Raw genomic sequence first — 16,135 nt, 5'->3', positions numbered from 1 at the left:
AGAGGGGTTCGGCGTGGGCCTGTGAATCAGCTGAGCGTACGTATATACACTTCGCCGGGTCCCCACGCAATGGGAGAGGTATGTCGCCCGACAGCATTGCCCTAGGTCAGCCGACCGTCGGCGAGGAAGAGCTCGCCGCCGTCGCCGAAGTCTTCCGCTCCGGCTGGCTGGCCGGGGCCGGTCCCGCGTGCCGCCGTTTCGAGGAACGGTTCGCGCAGGTCACCGGCACCGCGCACGCGCTGACCACCGCGAACTGCGGGTCGGCGCTGTTCCTCGGTCTCAAGGTGCTCGGCGTCCAGCCGGGCGACGAGGTGATCGTCGGCGACTACACCTTCCCGGCGACCGGCCACGCCGTCGTCCAGGCCGGCGCGAAGCCGGTCTTCGCCGACATCCGCCCGGACGTCTTCAGCGCCGACCCGGCGCACATCGAAACCCTGATCACCCCGCGCACGGTCGGCATCCTCGCCGTCGACGTCGCGGGCCAGCCGGGCGACTTCGACGAGTACCGCGCGATCGCCGACGAGCACGGCCTCTGGCTCTTCGAGGACGCCGCGTGCGCCGCCGGCGCGACGTACAAGACGCGCCCGGCGGGCAGCCTCGCCGACCTGGCCGCGTTCTCCTTCCACGGCCGCAAGGGCATCACGGCCGGCGAAGGCGGCGCGCTGGTCTCGGACCGCGAAGACCTCATCGCGCACGCCCGCAAGCTCCACACGTACGGCATCGAACCGGCGATCAGCCGCGAAGGCTCCACCACGCTGCCGATCCCGGAGTTCCACGAGCTCGGCTACAACTTCCGCATGTCGGACGTCCAGGCCGCGATCATGAACGTCCAGCTCGACCGCCTGCCCGACCTCCTCGCCGCCCGCCGCTCGGTCGCGAAGCGCTACCACGAGGCTTTCGACGACGTCGACGCGCTGACCGTCCCCGTCGAGCTGCCCGACCGCGAGCACCCGTGGCAGGCCTACCTGCTCACGGTCGCGCCGGAGGTCAGCCGCGACCAGCTGGCCCTGCGCATCCGCGAGCAGGGCGTCCAGTGCAACTTCGGCACCTACGCTTCCCACCTCCAGCCGATCTACGGCCCCCAGAACCCGCTGCCCGTGTCGGCCGACGCGTTCGCGCGTCAGCTCGCCATCCCCATGCACGCCAACCTGACGGACGCCGAAGTGGCGCGCGTCGGCGAGGTCGTGCGCGCCGCCGTGCAGTCCCTGTCCTGAAGCCACCGACCGAGGAGAATTTGGTGTCCGACAAGAAGGTCCTGTTCACGGGGGCCGGTGGGTTCATCGCCGCACACGTCATCCCGCTGCTCATCGAGGGCGGCTACACCGTCCGCATCTTCGACAACATGACCCGCGGCGACCGCGCCCGCGTCAACGAGTTCGTCGCCACCGGCAAGGTCGAGCTGGTCGAGAAGGACGTCCGCTACGGCGGCGCGGTGCGCGAGGCCATGCGCGGCTGCACCCACGTCATCCACTTCGCCACGGTCTCGATCAACAAGTCGATCGCCGACCCGCACGAGTCGTTCGACATCAACATGACCGGCAACCACAACGTGTTCGCCGCGGCCGCCGACGAAGGCGTCGAGCGCCTGGTGTTCGCGTCGACGGCGTCGGTCTACGGCGAGCCGAAGCGGCTGCCGATGCACGAGGACGACGAGCTCAAGCCGCTCACGCCGTACTGCATCTCGAAGCGCGCCGGCGAGGACATGCTCGGCTTCTACGAGCGCCAGAAGGGCCTGTCCTGGAACGCGTTGCGCTTCTTCAACGTGTACGGCCCCGGCCAGAAGATCGAGGCGTACTACACCTCGGTGATCAACCACTTCATCCAGCGCCTGCGCGCCGGCCAGCCGCCGATCATCGACGGCCGCGGCGACCAGTCGATGGACTTCGTGCACGTCACCGACCTGGCGCGGGCCGTCGTCGCGGCGCTCGAGTCCGAGCAGGCGAACCTGCCGATCAACATCGGCACCGGCATCGACACCTCGATCGCGGCGCTGGCCAAGATCCTGATCGAGGCTGTCGGCGTCGACGTCGAGCCGCTGTTCAACGAGCGTGACGTGCTGGTTTCGCGGCGCGCCGCCGACATCACCCGCGCCCGCGACGTGCTCGGCTGGGAGCCGCGGATCACTGTCGAAGAAGGCATGCGACAGCTGGTCAAGGACTCCGAGTGAGTGCCGCCGCGGGCCCTGCCCGAGGACGTGCGATGCGCATCGCGGTGGTCAACAACTTCTTCCCGCCCCGGGTGGGTGGGAGCGCGCACATGTCGGCCTCGCTCGCGGCGCAGTTCGTCGAGGAGGGCCACGAGGTCCTGGCGATCACGGCCGCCTACGCCGACGCCCCGGCCGAGGAGGAGCGCGACGGCTACCGCGTCGTGCGCCTCCCATCGACGAAGATGCCGCAGGTCGGCCTGTCGATCGACTTCGACATGAGCTTCGCGTCGGTGCGGCCGGGCAACTGGCGGCGGCTGTGGAAGCTGCTCGACGAGTTCAAGCCGGACGCTATCCACCTGCACGGCCAGTTCTTCGACCTGTCGTGGCTGGCCGGGATCTACGCGCGGCGGCGGCACATCCCGGTGCTGCTGACCATCCACACCCTGCTGATCAGCGACAACAAGCTGTACGGCGGCGTGTTCCGGGTGCTCGACGCGGTGCTCGTGCGGCCGATCCTGCGCTACATCCGGCCGCGGTACGTCATCCTCGACAAGCTCGGCGTCGACTACTGCGTCGACCGCTACGGCACCAGCGACGCGAACTCCGAGTACTTCCCGATCGCGGTCGACACCGGCCACTTCGCGAAGCCGGTGACGAAGGACGTCCGCGCGGAGCACGAAATCGGCGACGCGCCGCTGATCGTCTCGCTCGGGCACGTCATCCCGCTGCGCAACCGGCTGCCGCTCATCGAGGCCCTGCCGTCCATTTTGGACAAACACCCCGGCGTGCGGGTGGTCGTCGTCGGCCGCGTCTACCACGACGCGTTCCTGAAGCGGGCCGCCGAACTGGGCGTCTCCGAGGCGCTGGTCGTCACCGGCGCGGTGCCGAAGGAGGACGTCCCGGCGTACTTCGCGGCGGCGGACATCGTGACGCACGACCTCAACGGCGGCTGCGGCACGGCGTCGCTGGAGGCGATGCTGTCCGGCACGGCGACGATCGCGTCGGTCACCGAGGACAACTACCCGGGCATCGAGCTGCGCAACGGCGAAAACGTGCTGCTGGTGCGCCCGGACGACTCCGAAGCAGTGGCCTCGACGGTGATCGAGCTGCTCGACGACCCCGAGCGGCGCGCGCAGATCGCGCAGCGGGCGAGCGAGATGGTGCGGTCGAACTTCGGCCTCGACGTCGTCGCCGAGGAGCACCTGCGGACCTTCGAGAAACTGGTGTCGGACGCCCATGTTCTTCGATGACGAGCGCAGCCACCGGCTGCGTCCGCAGATCCTGACCGAGCTCGTCTCGCAGTACATGAACGACGCCGAGCGGGCGCAGTTCTACGGGCTGCCCTCGACGTGCCGCGTGCGCGAGCGCGTCAAGATCATCAGCCCCGAGAACCTCAAGATGGGCGATCACTGCTGGGTCGGCGAAGGCGCGGCGCTCGACGCGAGCGGCGGCCTGGAGATCGGCGAGCACACCAGCATCGGGCTGAACACGCTGATCTTCACGCACTCCAGCTGGCTCGCGAACATGACGCTGCAGAACCATTCGGGCAGCGACCTGATCGAGCGCAAGCCGGTGAAGATCGGCAAGGGCTGTTTCATCGGCGGTCTGGTGGTCATCATGGCGGGCGTGACGATCGGCGACTTCGCCACGGTCCAGCCGAACTCGGTGGTGGCCAAGGACGTCCCGCCGCGGACGTTGGTCGCGGGCAACCCGGCCCGGGTGTTCCAGCGCTACGACGAGGAATACATCCAGTCCGAAGTGGACCGTGTCCGCGCGGACAACGCCCGCCGCCGCGAGATCGCGGAGTCACACGGGCAGAACACTTCGGGCTGGGGAGCCCCATCGGGCGACTACTCGGAGCAGTAGCTTTCTGGCAGGCTGACGTGCGAAGATGACGTCCAGTAACTGCGGCGAGGAGAAGGCGATGAGTGTCATGGAGTGGCCTCACCACCTCTTGTCCCTTGAAGACTGGATCGATCTGCCGGAAACCCCGGAGTACCAGGTCGAAGCGGTCGAAGGGGTTCTCGTCGTGTCGCCGCGTCCATTGTTCCTCCACCAGCGAGCCGTCAACCGGCTGACCTATTGGCTCGACGAGCGGCTGCCGGTCGGTTACAGCGCGTTGAGCGAGGTGGAAGTGGTTGTCGCCGAGAAGCCGCTCACCGTCCGGGTGCCAGACGTGATCGTGGTCGAAAACACCGTGGTCCACGCCAACCCGGCGCACTGTGACGCCGCCGACGTCCGGTTGGCGATCGAGGTGATCTCGCCGGGCAGCAGGCGCACCGACCGGGTCACGAAGTTCTCCGAGTACGCCGAGGCGGGGATCGACCACTACTGGATCGTCGACCTGGATCCGCCAGTGAGCTTGGTCCGCTACCGGCTGATCGAAGAGGACTACGAGGACTTCGGCGAGCAGTCGGGTCACGCGGAACTCGAGTTCGAAGGCACGCCGCTCGAGTTCGACCTGAACGCGTTGACTCCCGACGCGCCGAGGTCCTAGAGCCGGTCCGCCAGGAGCTTTCCGAGGGTGGCGTAGGTGTCCTCGCCGACCGAGACGTAGAGGTTCAGCTCGGCGGTCCGCAGCTCACCCTGGCTGTGCTTCGCGACCGCCAGCTCGGTGCCGCCGTCCTGACCCGTCGACTCGCAGTGCAGCGCGGCCTCACCGGTGCCCGGCAGCGTCACCGGGTTCTTGCACCCCGACTTCACCCCCGCGACGAACCGGGCCACCGAGGTGTCCGGGCCGACGAACAAGGAGGCGGTCTGGCCGCCGCCGTATTCGCACACGAGCGCCGTGCCGACCTTCGTCCGGAGCGGCTCGGTTTCCTTCGCGCCGCCGCTGACGGAGTGGCCGATCGCCTTGATGAGTTCGTCCGAGCCGAGGAACGGGCACGCCGCGCTCAGCTTGGCCGGTGAGGCGGCCGGCGTGAAGGTCGGAGCCGTGGTCTTCGGTTTGCTCACCGAAGTGGATGACGGCGGTGCCGGCGTGGTCGCCGGCGCCGCCGTCGTGGAGCCGCCGGAACACGCTGTGACGCAGGTCAGCAGGCATGCCGCGGCGAAGATTTCCCCCAAGGTGCGCACCGAGGTCAATCTAGCGCTCGGTCACCGAGCGCAGGATATCGGTTACGCAACGTTTCAGCCGTGGCCGACGCCGGTGTGGCCCGTCGGGAGCTTGTTGCCCGCCGCGTCGTGCGCGCGCAGGCGGCCCGGATCGGCCGCGGAGTCGAACCAGAACACCACCACGTTCGGGTCCTCGCTCCACGTCGCCTGGTGCGCGACCACGCTGCCGGCGGAGGTGATCTTCGCGGCCGGGCCGGCGTAGTAGCCGAAGCTCGGCACGTCGTGGCCGGCCAGGTTCGCGCCGCCGGTCACCGCGTGGAAGCCCGGGGCCTTGTCGCGGCCCGCGAACTCGTTGGCGACGATCAAGTCCGTCAACCCGCCCGCCGCGTCGCGGATGCCGCCCATGATGCCGAACGTCGTGTCCGGCAGCCGCGGCTCCTGCAGCTTGACGCCGTAGAAGACCAGCTCGCCGGAGCTGTTCCGGAGGCCCGTGCCGATCACGTCGCCCAGCACCTCGTGCTCGGGCGCGGCGTCCCGGGTCGGCGGCGGCGAAACCGGAGCGGCCGGTGCGGCGGCGGCCACCGGCGCCGGCTTCGTCTCGGCGTTCGCGCTGGTCAGGAGGCCGGGTACCACCAGCGCGCCGCAAGCGGCGACCACGGTACCGGCGATGACGAGGCGGTTCTTCACGGGTTTCCTCCCGGATCGGCAAGATCGTCCGCCGGTGACTACGGGCGTAGGCTCGGAAAGGTTGAGACGCGCCCGCGCAACCTTTCCGGGGCCCGGCCGTCGCTGGGGGCGAAAGGGGTGACGCATGGCGCGCGGTGACGACGAGTTCGCGGACTTCGTGCGCGCGTCCTCGGCTCGCCTCACGCACGCCGCGTTCCTGCTCACGGGCGACCGGCACCAGGCCGAAGACGCCGCCCAGACGGCCTTCACCCGCACGTACGCGGCGTGGTCGCGGGTCCGCCACAAGGACGCCTACGGCTACGCCCGGACCGTCCTGATGAACCACGTCATCGACGGCTGGCGGCGCCCGATCCGCGAGTACGCCACCGAGGAGATGCCCGAGCGGCCGGACCGCGCCGACGTCGACCAGGCCGTCACCCAGCGGGAATGGCTCACGTCGGTGCTCAAGACGCTGACCGCCCGCGAGCGCGCCGTCGTCGTGCTGCGGCACTTCTTCGACCTGCCCGAAGCCGACGTGGCGCGCGAACTGGGCGTTTCGCTGGGTACCGTGAAGAGCACGAATTCGCGGGCGCTGGCCAAGCTGCGGATCGAAGCGGGCACCGAAGACACGCTGATCGGAGGGAGCGGGCGATGAACGATCTCGACGACTTCCGCGCCGCCCTCCGGCGGCCGCCGTCCGAGCCCTTCGCCGAGCCGGACCTGAGCAGGATCATGGCCGACGGCACGCGTCTCCGGCGTCGCCGCCGCGTGCTGACGACCACCGGCGGGCTCGCCGCCGCGGCCGTCGTCGTGCTGGTGGTCGTGTTCGCCGTCCAGCTGCGGCAGCCCTCGCCCGCGCCGGTCGCGCAGCCGCCGGCCCCGCCCGCGCCGACGTCGATCACGCCACCCACGACGACCGGGCCGCCCCCGGCCGAGCCACTGGGCGAGGTCGTGGGCACCGGCATCCGCACCGCGGCCGGGGAGATCGTGATCTTCGCAAAAGCGGTCGACGAGCCGCAGATCCTGCCGGACATCCACTTCGGACTGGTCGCCGGTTTCCGCTCGGGCGGGAACCTGGAGCCGGTCCTGGCCACCAACGAGTTCCGCGGCTCCGACCGCTCGTTCGGCTTCCACGCCACCGACGGCGGCGAGGTCCTGCAGGACCAGACCATCCCGGTGTTCGGCTACTTCGCCGGCGCGGCCGCGAGCATCACCACGACGGTGCACGGCAAGACGATCCAGGCGAACGTGGCGAAGTGGAGCAAGGACCCGAACGTGGTCATCTTCTGGTTCGACCCGGTCGCGGTCCCGGACTCCGCTTCGCTGACGCCGCTGATCGCCTACGACAGCAAGGGAAGCCGGCTCACCAAGTAGCCCACCTCACCGTGTTGGCCGTTCCGGTCGCCGTGTTGGCCGTTCCGGTCGCCGTGTTGGCCACTCTGGTCGCCGTGTTGGCCGTTCCGGTCGCCGTGTTGGCCGTTCCGGTCAAGCACTGAGCGACGCCCGTCTTCGAAACGCGTCTTCGATCTCCCGGAGGAAACTGTCCGGGGCAGTGAACACGTCCTTGCGGGCCCGGATGACGAGCCATCCTCGGGCGGTCAGCCGGCGGTCACGCTCGTCGTCTTCGGCCTCGCGGTCTTCGTGCGCTTCGTAGCCGTCGTATTCGAGAGCGATCCGCAGCGCCGGCCAGGCGAGATCGAGACGGTACAAGGGAGTGCCGGCCAGGCCGAGAACCTCGTACTGGGGCACCGGCGCCGGGAAGCCGGCCTGGATGACGAGCAGTCTCAGCCGGCTTTCCTGCGGCGACTCGGCCTGACCGGATCCGAGGCAGAGCAACGATTCGGCGACTCGGGTGCCTCGGCGGTCGTCGCGGTCGACGAGACGGAGATCGATCTTCGCGATCAGTGCACGGGCCTCCCGGTCGCCGAGTCCCGTCAATGCCTGGTCCAAGCAGGCGAGGGCACGCCACGGCCTGCGGGTACACAGAACTTCGGCGACGACCGTTTCGAGGTCGAGCACCGGAAGACCGTGCCGCTCGACGACGTCTTCGCGAGCGAAACGATCGTGGTGGACGATCAATCCCTTACGGGACTTGGCCCAGTGGGAATACGGAACGGTCACGTGCACATCGGTGGTCGCCAGTGCGGTGCAGCCGTGGAGAACGGCCGCCGTGTCGTGCGACAGGACAGCGTCGGGCCCGGCTGCGAGCAGACCGGCGGACGCGCGGGTCAGCGGATCCAGCTCGCGGCTGCCCAGGACGATCACGCCCCGCCACGGCTGGACGAGCGCGCGGTTCTGAAGGGCGGCACGCAAGGCCCGGTCGCCGAGTACGTCGCGCACCTGCGGGCGGCCTGCGGCACCGTGCCGCGCGGGAAAGTTCGGTTCCACACGTCACAGACTGCCTCGAGCTGATGGCCATGAGTGACGTCGCCGAGAATCTGTGGACAACTCGACCCGATGTGGACAACTCAGCTGCCGACCGCCGTGCTGACCGGAGTGGCCAACACGGCGGCGGGAGTGGCCAACACGCTGACCGGAGCGGCCAACACACTGACCGGAACGGCCAACACGGCCCCGAGGAGCGTCAGGCGGCGGCCTGGGTGAGGACCTGCTCGACGACGTGGTGCGAGGGCAGGATCAGGTCGCGCTCGGTGTCGGCGTCGATCTTGCCTTCCAGCAGGTCGCAGAAGCGGTCCAGCTGGGTGGCGAGCGGTTCCCGCGCGGTGATCAGCTCCGGGATCTCGATGACCGTCTGCTGGCGGTAGCCGAGGCCGTCCGGGGTGACCGAGTCGTGCGAGATGTGGCGGTAGATGGTGACGTCGCGGCGCAGCAGGTCGATCTCGATCAGCCGGTCCAGTTCGGACACCACCAGCGACCGGACCTTCTTCTGCCCCAAGCGGGACGCCGACACCGTGGCCAGGCCGGTCGGGAACGACAGCACCGTCTCGATGGTGTCCTCGGCGCCCTCGACCGACTGCGGGTGGAAGTAACCCGCGCCGGACGTCACGCGGGCCGGCGTCGCGCCGCCGAAGAACTGGATCGCCAGGTCGACGTCGTGCACCAGCAGGTCCCATGCGACGCCGGTCTTGATGCGCGGCGCGTACGGGCCGTGGCGGCGGGCCATCAGGTGGATCGGCTCCTGCACCAGCGCTCGCGCGGTCATCACCGCCGGGTTGTAGCGCTCGAGCAGCCCGCACATCAGCGCGACACCCTGCTTCTTCGACAGCGCCACGATTTCCTGCGACTTCTCGTAGCTGTTGCACACCGGCTTTTCGACCAGCATCGGCTTGCCCTGGCCGAGGATCTCCTGCGCCAGGTCGTGGTGCACCTCGGTGGCCGAGGCGAGCACGACGGCGTCCACATCGGACAGTGAGCCGATCTCCGGCGTCCACTTCGTCTCGTACCGCTCGGCGACGGCCTTGCCGGCCTCTTCGCGCGGATCGATCACGCGGACCAGCTCCACGCGCTCGTTGGCGGCGAGCACGCGCGAGTGGAGGGAACCCATGTTCCCGGTCCCGACAACAGCGATCCGATGCGTCATGCGCCCAGTACCTCGCGAACGGTTTCGATGATGGTGTCCAGCTGGGACTCGGTCAGGTGCGGGTGCACCGGCAGCGACAGCGCCTGGTCGGCGACTGACTTCGCGACCGGGAAGTCTTCGACGCGCGCGCCCGGGATCAGGTCGTGGCCGCGGTAGCAGTCGTAGTCGAAGACGATCTTGGGGTAGTAGATGCCGTTGCCGATGCCGCGCTCGGTGAGCGCCGCGGCCAGCTCGTCGCGCGAGAGGAACGCGTGCGGCCCGACCAGCACGGTGTACTGGTGCCACACGTGCTCGCGGCCCGGCAGCACCTGCGGGACGTCGAGGCCCGGCGTGCCCGCGAGGCCCTCCGAGAGCCGCTTCGCGTTCGCCTGGCGGGCGGCGGTCAGCTGGTCGAGCTTGGCCAGCTGCGGGATGCCGACGGCGGCGTGCAGGTCGGTCATCCGGTAGTTGTGGCCGGCGACCTCGTACTGGTACCGGGCACGCATGCCCTGGTTGCGCAGCACGCGCAGCTTGTCGGCCAGCGCGTCGTCGTCCGTCGTGATGACGCCGCCCTCGGCGGTGGTGATGTTCTTCGTCGCGTACAGCGAGAAGCAGCCGATGCCGAACGAGCCGGCCTGCTTGCCCTCGAAGGACGCGCCGACGGCCTGCGCGGAGTCTTCGATCACCTTCAGCCCGCGCTCGGCCGCGAGCGGGGCGAGCTTGCCCATGTCCGCGGTCTGGCCGTAGAGGTGCACGGGCATGAGGACCTTGGTGCGGTCGGTGACGGCCTTGACGACGGCGTCGGGGTCGATCGCGAAGTCGTCGCGCCGGATGTCGGCGAAGCGGACGGTCGCGCCGGCCTCGAGGATCGCGTTGAGCGTCGCGACGAAGGTGAACGGCGACGTGACGACCTCGTCGCCCGGCTTCAGGTCGAGGACCTGGAGCGCGGCGACCAGTGCCGTCGTCCCGTTGTTGACCGCGATCGCGTGCTTCGTCCCGGAGACCGCCGCGAAGGCGTCTTCGAAGCGCTTGACCATCGGTCCCTGTGCGATGGCGCCGGAACGCAGGACCTCGACGACGAGGTCCTCCGCGTCGCGGACGTCGACCACGGTGATGGGGATCATGGGCAGTCTCTCTCGGCAGGCGATTTCGACGCGTCCGGTACAGTGAGCCGCCGGTTCTGCGCCCGGCCGCCCTGCATGAACGCGGGCCACACGTTACCGGGCGCGGTAGCACGCCCAGTACCCAGCCGCCGACGAACGGACACCCGACCCGTGGCCAACCGCATCCACCCGACCGCCGTCCTCGGCGAAGGCGTCGAACTCGGGGACGACAACGTGATCGGCCCGTTCACGGTGATCGCCGGGCCGGCGCGGATCGGGGACGGCAACTGGATCGGCCCGCACGTGACGATCGGCACGCCCGGCGAGGACCGCGGCCGCCCCCACCCCGCGGCCTGGGACGAGGCACCGACCGGTGACCCGGATCACGACGGCCACGGCGTCGTCATCGGCAGCCGCAACAAGATCCGCGAGTACGTGAGCGTCCACCAGGGCACCTGGCGCACGACGACGCTGGGCAGCGACGGCTACTACCTGCGCGGCTCGCACATCGCGCACGACTGCCTGGTCGGCGACGCCGTGACCATCGCGTCCAACGTCGTGACCGGCGGTCACTGCCACATCTGGGACGGCGCGAACCTCGGCATGGGCGCGGTGCTGCACCAGAAGGTCGTGATCGGCCCCGGCGCGATGGTCGGGATGGGCTCGGCGGTCCGCCGCGAGATCGGCGCGTTCACCATCGCCGTCGGCAACCCGGCCCGGGTCACCGGCGTCAACGTGGTGGGCCTGTCGCGCCGCGGCCTCGACGAGGCGACCATCGAGGCGCTCGGGCCGTGGCTGAAGGGTAAGGAAGGTCTCCCGGACGCCACCCTGCCCGGCGACCTCTCTACCTTGGTAAAGGCGTGGGACGCCCGCCCGCGCGAAGAGCACTAGGAGTCGTGAGCATGTCTGAAGTGGCCCCCAAGCTGCGCGAGGTCTTCGTCGAGGCGCTGGACCTCGACGGCGATGTGGACGTCGAGAACCTGAAGTACCGCGAGATCGAGGCGTGGGACTCCGTCGGCCACATGGCGCTGGTCGCGGCCATCGAGGACGAGTTCGACGTCGAGTTCGACACCGACCAGGTCATCGACATGTCGAGCTTCAAGGTCGCCGTGGACATGGTCACCGAGCTCCAGTCGAAGAATGACTGACGAGTCCCTGTCCGGTCGCGTCGCGCTCGTCACGGGCGGGACGCGGGGGATCGGCCTGGCCACCGTCCGCGCGCTCGCCGAGGCGGGCGCGACGGTGGTGCTCACCGGCCGCGACGAGGCCCGCGCCAAGGAGGCTGCCTCGGCGGCCGGCGCGGCGGCCGGGCTCGCGCTGGACGTCACCGACGCGAAGGCAGTGTCTTCGCTGGTCAGGGGCGTCGCGAAGGAGCACGGCCGGCTCGACATCGTCGTGGCCAACGCCGGGATCATGGAGGACGCGCTCCTCGGGATGATCCGCGAAGAGCTCGTCGACACGACGCTGAGCACGAACGTCGCCGGCACGCTGCACACGGTCCAGGCCGCCGCGCGGGCGATGATGCGCAAGAAAACCGGCTCGATCGTGGTGCTCGCCTCGATCGTCGGCGAGCACGGAAGCGCCGGCCAGACGGTGTACGCGGCGTCGAAAGCGGCGGTGGCGAACATCGCGCGGTCGGCGGCGAAGGAGCTCGGCCGGTCCGGCATCCGGGTCAACGCGGTCGCGCCCGGCGTGATCGAAACCGACCTGACGGCGGGCCTGAGCGAGGACGCGAAGGCCGAAAACACGAGCCGGACGCCGCTCGGGCGGCTCGGCCGGGCGGAAGACGTGGCGAACGCGATCCGGTTCCTGGTGAGTGATGATGCGTCCTTCATCACCGGCCAGGTGCTGGGCGTCGACGGAGGCTTGGTGTTGTGACGCTGTTGGGTGCGGGAGCTCGGCTGGTGGACGTGGCCGGGGGCCGCACGCTGACGGGCGCGGAACTGTCGGCCGAGGTCGGCCGCCGGATGGAAGCCCTGGCGGAACTGCCGGTCGGTGTGGTGTTCGCGCGGATGTCCGTCGACCTGCCGAGCGTGCTGACGTACTTGGGCGCGTTCGAGTCCGGTCGCGCGATCGCGCTGATCGACCCGGCGCTGGACGTGGACGTGCTCGCTGGGCTCGTCGAACGCTTCCGGCCGGCCGCCGTGCTGTCCGCTTCGGGTGACGCGCCTGCCGGGTACACGACCCGCGGCGACGACTGGATCCGCGACTCCGCGGAGGGCGTCCCGCCGCATCCCGACCTCGCCGTGCTGCTCCCGACCAGCGGGTCCACCGGCAACCCGAAGCTCGTCCGGCTCTCGCGCCAGGCGATCCTGTCGAACGCCGACGCCATCGCGCAGGTGCTCCGCATCGACGCCGACGAGGTCGCGCCCACCTGCCTGCCGCTGCACTACAGCTACGGCCTGTCGGTGCTGAACTCGCACCTGGTGCGCGACGCGACCGTCGTGATCGAGCCGTCCGGCGTGCTCGGCCGCGGCTTCTGGGACGCGGTGAACACCCACGGCGTGACGTCCCTCTCGGGCGTCCCGTACCACTACGAAATGCTGCGGCGGCTCAAGTTCGACCCCGCGAAGTACCCGACGCTACGCACCCTGACGCAGGCCGGCGGGAAGCTGCGCGACGACCTGATCGCCGAGTTCAACGACAAGATGATCGCCGTCGGCGGCCGGATGTACGTGATGTACGGCCAGACCGAGGCGGCCCCGCGGATGACGACGGTGCCGGCCGAGCGGCTGGCCGAGAAGCTCGGTTCCGCCGGGCCGGCGCTGCCGGGCGGCAGGTTCGCCGTCCGTCGCGACGACGGGTCGGAGACCACGCACCCGAAAATTGTCGGTGAGGTCGTCTACCGTGGGCCCAATGTGATGCTGGGTTACGCGGACGACGAGTCCGGCCTGGCCAAGGGTGACGAATGCGGCGGCGTGCTCGCCACCGGTGACCTCGGGTACCTCGACCAAGACGGGTTCCTGTTCATCACCGGCCGGCTCAAGCGCATCGGCAAGGTCTTCGGCAACCGCGTCAGCCTCGACGATCTCGAGCAGGCCGTCCGCACCGCGGCGGTCGGGATCGACGTCGTGGCGGCGGTGCCCGCCGGCGACAAGGTCGTGCTGTTCGCCGAGGGCGTCGGCAAGGACATCTGCAAGGACGCGTCGAAGGCGCTGTCCGAGCGGCTGCACCTGCACACGAGCGGGTTCGACGTGCGCCCGATCGACACCGTGCCGCTGCTGGCCAGCGGCAAGATCGACTACCGGTCGTTGGAGGCGAAGGTATGAGCGAGCCTGCGAGTGAATCATTCAACACAGCGCTCGCCGCTCAGGCCGAGCTGAGCGTCAGCGAGGTCGGCGCATGAGTGTGTTCACTCGGTCGCAGGCTGACCGGGAGGCTTTGCTGCTGCCCGAGCTCGCCGCCCTGACCGCACACCACCGGGCGAATTCCGAAGGCTACGAACGAATCCTGTCGTCGCTGGGAATCGCGCCGAGCGCTCAGTTTGCGTCGATCGCCGACCTTCCGTGGCTGCCGGTGCGGATGTTCAAGACGCACGACCTGAAGTCCGTTCCGGACAGCGAGGTGTTCAAGACCCTCACGTCGTCCGGCACCACCGGCGCCGGCGCGTCGCGGATCTACCTCGACAAGGAAGCCGCGGGCGCGCAGACCAAGCAGCTGGGCGCGACCCTGCAGGAGGTCCTCGGCGGCGAGCGGCTGCCGATGCTGATGGTCGACACCATCGGCATCATCAAGAACCGCCGCTCGTTCTCCGCGCGCGGCGCGGGGGTGCTGGGCATGGCGAACTTCGGCCGCAAGCACACCTACGTGCTCGACGAGAACGACCGGCCGGACGTCGAGGCCGTCAAGAAGTTCCTGGCCGAGTACGGCGGCAAGCCGTTCCTGATCTTCGGCTTCACGTTCATGGTCTGGCAGTACCTCTACGAGGTCGCCCGGGAGAACCAGCTCGACCTGTCCAACGGCATCCTGGTCCACTCCGGTGGCTGGAAGAAGCTGATCGACCGCGCGGTCGACAACACCGAGTTCCGGCGCCGCTTCAAGGAAGACACCGGGCTCACCCGGATCCACAACTACTACGGGATGATCGAGCAGATCGGCACCGTGTTCCTCGAGGGCCCGTCCGGCAACTCGTTGTACTGCCCGGACTTCGCCGACGTCGTGATCCGCAACCCGGAGACCTGGGAAGAGCAGCCGATGGGGGAGCCGGGCGTGATCGAGGTCGTCTCGACGCTGCCGCGCTCGTACCCCGGGCACGTGCTGCTCACCGAAGACCTCGGCGTCTACAACGGGATCGACGACGGCGACTGGCCGGGCAAGCACTTCTCCGTCCTCGGGCGGCTGCCGAAGGCCGAGGCCCGCGGCTGCTCCGACACGTTCTCGGGAGCGGCGGCGTGAGCACTCTTACCCAGCGTTTTCCGTTGTCCGACGCGGTTTCCGTGAGCGACCTGGTCGACGAGCTGCGCGTCGAGCCGCCCGGTGGCCGGTTGCGCGTCGGTGACCCGCGGGTCGTCGAGTTCGTCACGAAGTTCGCCCGCAAGCTGCTGGCCCCGGCCACCGCGCGCCGGTTCCCGGAGCTGGCGTCGCTCGGGTTCTTCCTGCGCAAGGGCGAGATCGCCAAGGCGCTGTCCACTCTGGACACCAAGGGCGGCGCGCTGCGGTTCCCGCGCGGGCTCGTGTTCCACGTGCCGCCGGCGAACGTCGACACGATCTTCGTCTACTCGTGGGCGTTGTCCGCGCTGGCGGGCAACCACAACGTCGTGCGGGTGTCGTCGCGCTCGGCCGGTGCCGCCGAAGCGGTGCTGGAGGCGCTGAACGCCGCACTGTCCGAAGTGGACCCGGCTACAGCTGCGGCGATCACCGCCACCCAGCGGATGGTCACCTACGACCGCAGCGACGAGGTGAGCGGCGCCCTGTCGCTGGCCGCCGACCTGCGCGTCATCTGGGGCGGCGACGGTTCGGTGGCGGCGCTGCGCAAGTACCCGCTCGCGCCGCACGCGCGTGACCTGACGTTCCCGGACCGCTCGTCGTTCGCCGTCGCGTCGGTGGCGGGCTGGCAGCGAGCGTCCGAAGCGGAACGCCGCGCGGCCGCCGAGGGCTTCTACAACGACTCGTACTGGTTCGACCAGGCCGCCTGCTCGTCTCCGCGCGCGGTGTTCTGGGTCGGCGACGAAGACGGCGCGCGCGTCGCGGGGCAGGAGTTCCGCACGCTGCTGGCGCAGGTGCTCGAGACGAAGCAGCACGTCACCGAGCCGGCGATGGCGGTCCAGAAGCGCGTCTCGGCGTACGGCGCGGCGGTCGACGGCCTGGTCAAGGACATCTCCTTCGCGGGCAACGGGCTGGCCACGCTGGAGCTGGCCGACCCGGCGACCATGCCGCGCGAGTGGCTCGGCGCTGGCACGTTCGCCAACGCGCGGGTCGCGTCTCTGTCCGATTTGGTCCCGACCGTCCTCCGCAAGGACCAGACGGTCGGCCAGTTCGGCTTTACCACGGAAGAGCTGACGGCGTTCGCGTACGAACTGGCCGGTCGCGGAGTCGACCGGATCGTGCCGTTCGGGTCCGCCCTGACGTTCTCCGCGGTCTGGGACGGTTACGATCTGCTGGCCGAGTTCAGCCGCCTGGTCACCGTGCAGGCCTGAGGAGATGCGT

The 16,135-nt window shown here is 69.6% G+C and carries 18 protein-coding genes; 13 read left to right on the top strand and 5 right to left on the bottom strand.

From position 1 onward, the window contains the following. Window positions 1-80 precede the first annotated feature (80 nt). From ACLJQZ_RS06900 to ACLJQZ_RS06880, 5 genes are read left to right on the top strand one after another with little or no spacing between them, the layout of a single operon-like run. Window positions 81-1,214 (top strand): DegT/DnrJ/EryC1/StrS family aminotransferase, encoded by a 1,134-nt coding sequence (locus tag ACLJQZ_RS06900; RefSeq protein ID WP_410619239.1) that lies wholly within the window; start codon window positions 81-83, stop codon window positions 1,212-1,214. A 23-nt stretch (window positions 1,215-1,237) separates the two neighbouring features. Next, window positions 1,238-2,167, top strand: coding sequence for an NAD-dependent epimerase/dehydratase family protein (locus tag ACLJQZ_RS06895; RefSeq protein ID WP_326945588.1), 930 nt, complete (start codon window positions 1,238-1,240; stop codon window positions 2,165-2,167). A gap of 32 nt (window positions 2,168-2,199) precedes the next feature. After that, window positions 2,200-3,396: a glycosyltransferase family 4 protein gene (locus tag ACLJQZ_RS06890; RefSeq protein WP_410619238.1), complete on the top strand. Its 1,197-nt coding sequence runs from the start codon at window positions 2,200-2,202 to the stop codon at window positions 3,394-3,396. Further along, window positions 3,383-4,012, top strand: coding sequence for an acyltransferase (locus ACLJQZ_RS06885; RefSeq protein WP_247059897.1), 630 nt, complete (start codon window positions 3,383-3,385; stop codon window positions 4,010-4,012). Before ACLJQZ_RS06890 ends, ACLJQZ_RS06885 begins: the two co-directional genes overlap by 14 nt. A 58-nt stretch (window positions 4,013-4,070) precedes the next feature. Next, the gene (locus tag ACLJQZ_RS06880; RefSeq protein WP_410619237.1) at window positions 4,071-4,643 is read left to right on the top strand and encodes a Uma2 family endonuclease; all 573 of its coding nucleotides are present in this window, start codon (window positions 4,071-4,073) and stop codon (window positions 4,641-4,643) included. On the opposite strand, the gene ACLJQZ_RS06875 is transcribed toward ACLJQZ_RS06880, so the two are convergent. Together ACLJQZ_RS06875 and ACLJQZ_RS06870 are read right to left on the bottom strand one after the other, a co-directional pair. Next, window positions 4,640-5,221: a hypothetical protein gene (locus ACLJQZ_RS06875; RefSeq protein ID WP_410619236.1), complete on the bottom strand. Its 582-nt coding sequence runs from the start codon at window positions 5,219-5,221 to the stop codon at window positions 4,640-4,642. The two genes, ACLJQZ_RS06880 and ACLJQZ_RS06875, sit on opposite strands and share 4 nt — an antisense overlap. Window positions 5,222-5,275: 54 nt before the next feature. Beyond that, on the bottom strand, window positions 5,276-5,887 hold the full coding sequence (locus ACLJQZ_RS06870; RefSeq protein WP_410619235.1) for a hypothetical protein: 612 nt from the start codon (window positions 5,885-5,887) through the stop codon (window positions 5,276-5,278). A gap of 124 nt (window positions 5,888-6,011) precedes the next feature. Here ACLJQZ_RS06870 and ACLJQZ_RS06865 point away from each other — a divergent pair, with 124 nt between their 5' ends. Together ACLJQZ_RS06865 and ACLJQZ_RS06860 are read left to right on the top strand one after the other, a co-directional pair. Beyond that, window positions 6,012-6,521 (top strand): SigE family RNA polymerase sigma factor, encoded by a 510-nt coding sequence (locus tag ACLJQZ_RS06865; protein ID WP_247059903.1) that lies wholly within the window; start codon window positions 6,012-6,014, stop codon window positions 6,519-6,521. Next, window positions 6,518-7,240 (top strand): hypothetical protein, encoded by a 723-nt coding sequence (locus ACLJQZ_RS06860; protein WP_410619234.1) that lies wholly within the window; start codon window positions 6,518-6,520, stop codon window positions 7,238-7,240. Before ACLJQZ_RS06865 ends, ACLJQZ_RS06860 begins: the two co-directional genes overlap by 4 nt. Before the next feature lie 111 nt (window positions 7,241-7,351). Here ACLJQZ_RS06860 and ACLJQZ_RS06855 read toward each other — a convergent pair whose 3' ends face one another. From ACLJQZ_RS06855 to ACLJQZ_RS06845, 3 genes are all read right to left on the bottom strand, one after another. Further along, complete coding sequence (locus tag ACLJQZ_RS06855; protein ID WP_410619233.1) at window positions 7,352-8,254, bottom strand: DUF559 domain-containing protein; 903 nt, start codon at window positions 8,252-8,254, stop codon at window positions 7,352-7,354. Window positions 8,255-8,450: 196 nt separating this feature from the next. Then, complete coding sequence (locus tag ACLJQZ_RS06850) at window positions 8,451-9,407, bottom strand: Gfo/Idh/MocA family protein (RefSeq protein WP_247059905.1); 957 nt, start codon at window positions 9,405-9,407, stop codon at window positions 8,451-8,453. Then, window positions 9,404-10,510 (bottom strand): DegT/DnrJ/EryC1/StrS family aminotransferase, encoded by a 1,107-nt coding sequence (locus tag ACLJQZ_RS06845; RefSeq protein WP_410619232.1) that lies wholly within the window; start codon window positions 10,508-10,510, stop codon window positions 9,404-9,406. The genes ACLJQZ_RS06850 and ACLJQZ_RS06845 overlap by 4 nt, the downstream gene beginning before the upstream one ends. A 150-nt stretch (window positions 10,511-10,660) precedes the next feature. On the opposite strand from ACLJQZ_RS06845, the gene ACLJQZ_RS06840 reads away from it, so the two are divergent. From ACLJQZ_RS06840 to ACLJQZ_RS06815, 6 genes are all read left to right on the top strand, one after another. Continuing rightward, entirely contained in the window at window positions 10,661-11,380 is a 720-nt protein-coding gene (locus tag ACLJQZ_RS06840; protein WP_410619231.1) for a UDP-N-acetylglucosamine acyltransferase, read from the top strand. Between the two features lie 11 nt (window positions 11,381-11,391). Further along, entirely contained in the window at window positions 11,392-11,637 is a 246-nt protein-coding gene (locus ACLJQZ_RS06835; protein ID WP_247059911.1) for an acyl carrier protein, read from the top strand. Next, entirely contained in the window at window positions 11,630-12,367 is a 738-nt protein-coding gene (locus tag ACLJQZ_RS06830; RefSeq protein ID WP_410619230.1) for a glucose 1-dehydrogenase, read from the top strand. The genes ACLJQZ_RS06835 and ACLJQZ_RS06830 overlap by 8 nt, the downstream gene beginning before the upstream one ends. Continuing rightward, window positions 12,364-13,758, top strand: a complete 1,395-nt coding sequence (locus ACLJQZ_RS06825) for an AMP-binding protein (protein WP_410619229.1) — start codon at window positions 12,364-12,366, stop codon at window positions 13,756-13,758. Before ACLJQZ_RS06830 ends, ACLJQZ_RS06825 begins: the two co-directional genes overlap by 4 nt. Window positions 13,759-13,831: 73 nt before the next feature. Next, window positions 13,832-14,884 carry an acyl-protein synthetase gene (locus tag ACLJQZ_RS06820; protein ID WP_410619228.1) on the top strand — a complete coding sequence of 351 codons (1,053 nt, stop codon included), beginning with the start codon at window positions 13,832-13,834 and terminating at the stop codon, window positions 14,882-14,884. Continuing rightward, window positions 14,881-16,125, top strand: coding sequence for an acyl-CoA reductase (locus ACLJQZ_RS06815; RefSeq protein WP_410619227.1), 1,245 nt, complete (start codon window positions 14,881-14,883; stop codon window positions 16,123-16,125). The genes ACLJQZ_RS06820 and ACLJQZ_RS06815 overlap by 4 nt, the downstream gene beginning before the upstream one ends. Window positions 16,126-16,135 lie beyond the last annotated feature (10 nt).

This window comes from Amycolatopsis sp. cmx-8-4, from assembly GCF_046548675.1.
In the GTDB taxonomy this organism is placed as follows: Bacteria; Actinomycetota; Actinomycetes; order Mycobacteriales; family Pseudonocardiaceae; genus Amycolatopsis.
Note: the sequence above shows the minus strand (reverse complement) of the source record. Positions and strands in the feature narration are given on the sequence as shown.

Bases quoted from the DNA above. Each gene is read 5' to 3' on its own strand.
- ACLJQZ_RS06900 (WP_410619239.1), top strand. From the start codon at position 81: ATGTCGCCCGACAGCATTGCCCTAGGTCAGCCGACCGTCGGCGAGGAA.
- ACLJQZ_RS06890 (WP_410619238.1), top strand. From the start codon at position 2,200: ATGCGCATCGCGGTGGTCAACAACTTCTTCCCGCCCCGGGTGGGTGGG.
- ACLJQZ_RS06885 (WP_247059897.1), top strand. From the start codon at position 3,383: ATGTTCTTCGATGACGAGCGCAGCCACCGGCTGCGTCCGCAGATCCTG.
- ACLJQZ_RS06880 (WP_410619237.1), top strand. From the start codon at position 4,071: ATGAGTGTCATGGAGTGGCCTCACCACCTCTTGTCCCTTGAAGACTGG.
- ACLJQZ_RS06865 (WP_247059903.1), top strand. From the start codon at position 6,012: ATGGCGCGCGGTGACGACGAGTTCGCGGACTTCGTGCGCGCGTCCTCG.
- ACLJQZ_RS06860 (WP_410619234.1), top strand. From the start codon at position 6,518: ATGAACGATCTCGACGACTTCCGCGCCGCCCTCCGGCGGCCGCCGTCC.
- ACLJQZ_RS06850 (WP_247059905.1), bottom strand. From the start codon at position 9,407: ATGACGCATCGGATCGCTGTTGTCGGGACCGGGAACATGGGTTCCCTC.
- ACLJQZ_RS06845 (WP_410619232.1), bottom strand. From the start codon at position 10,510: ATGATCCCCATCACCGTGGTCGACGTCCGCGACGCGGAGGACCTCGTC.
- ACLJQZ_RS06835 (WP_247059911.1), top strand. From the start codon at position 11,392: ATGTCTGAAGTGGCCCCCAAGCTGCGCGAGGTCTTCGTCGAGGCGCTG.
- ACLJQZ_RS06830 (WP_410619230.1), top strand. From the start codon at position 11,630: ATGACTGACGAGTCCCTGTCCGGTCGCGTCGCGCTCGTCACGGGCGGG.
- ACLJQZ_RS06820 (WP_410619228.1), top strand. From the start codon at position 13,832: ATGAGTGTGTTCACTCGGTCGCAGGCTGACCGGGAGGCTTTGCTGCTG.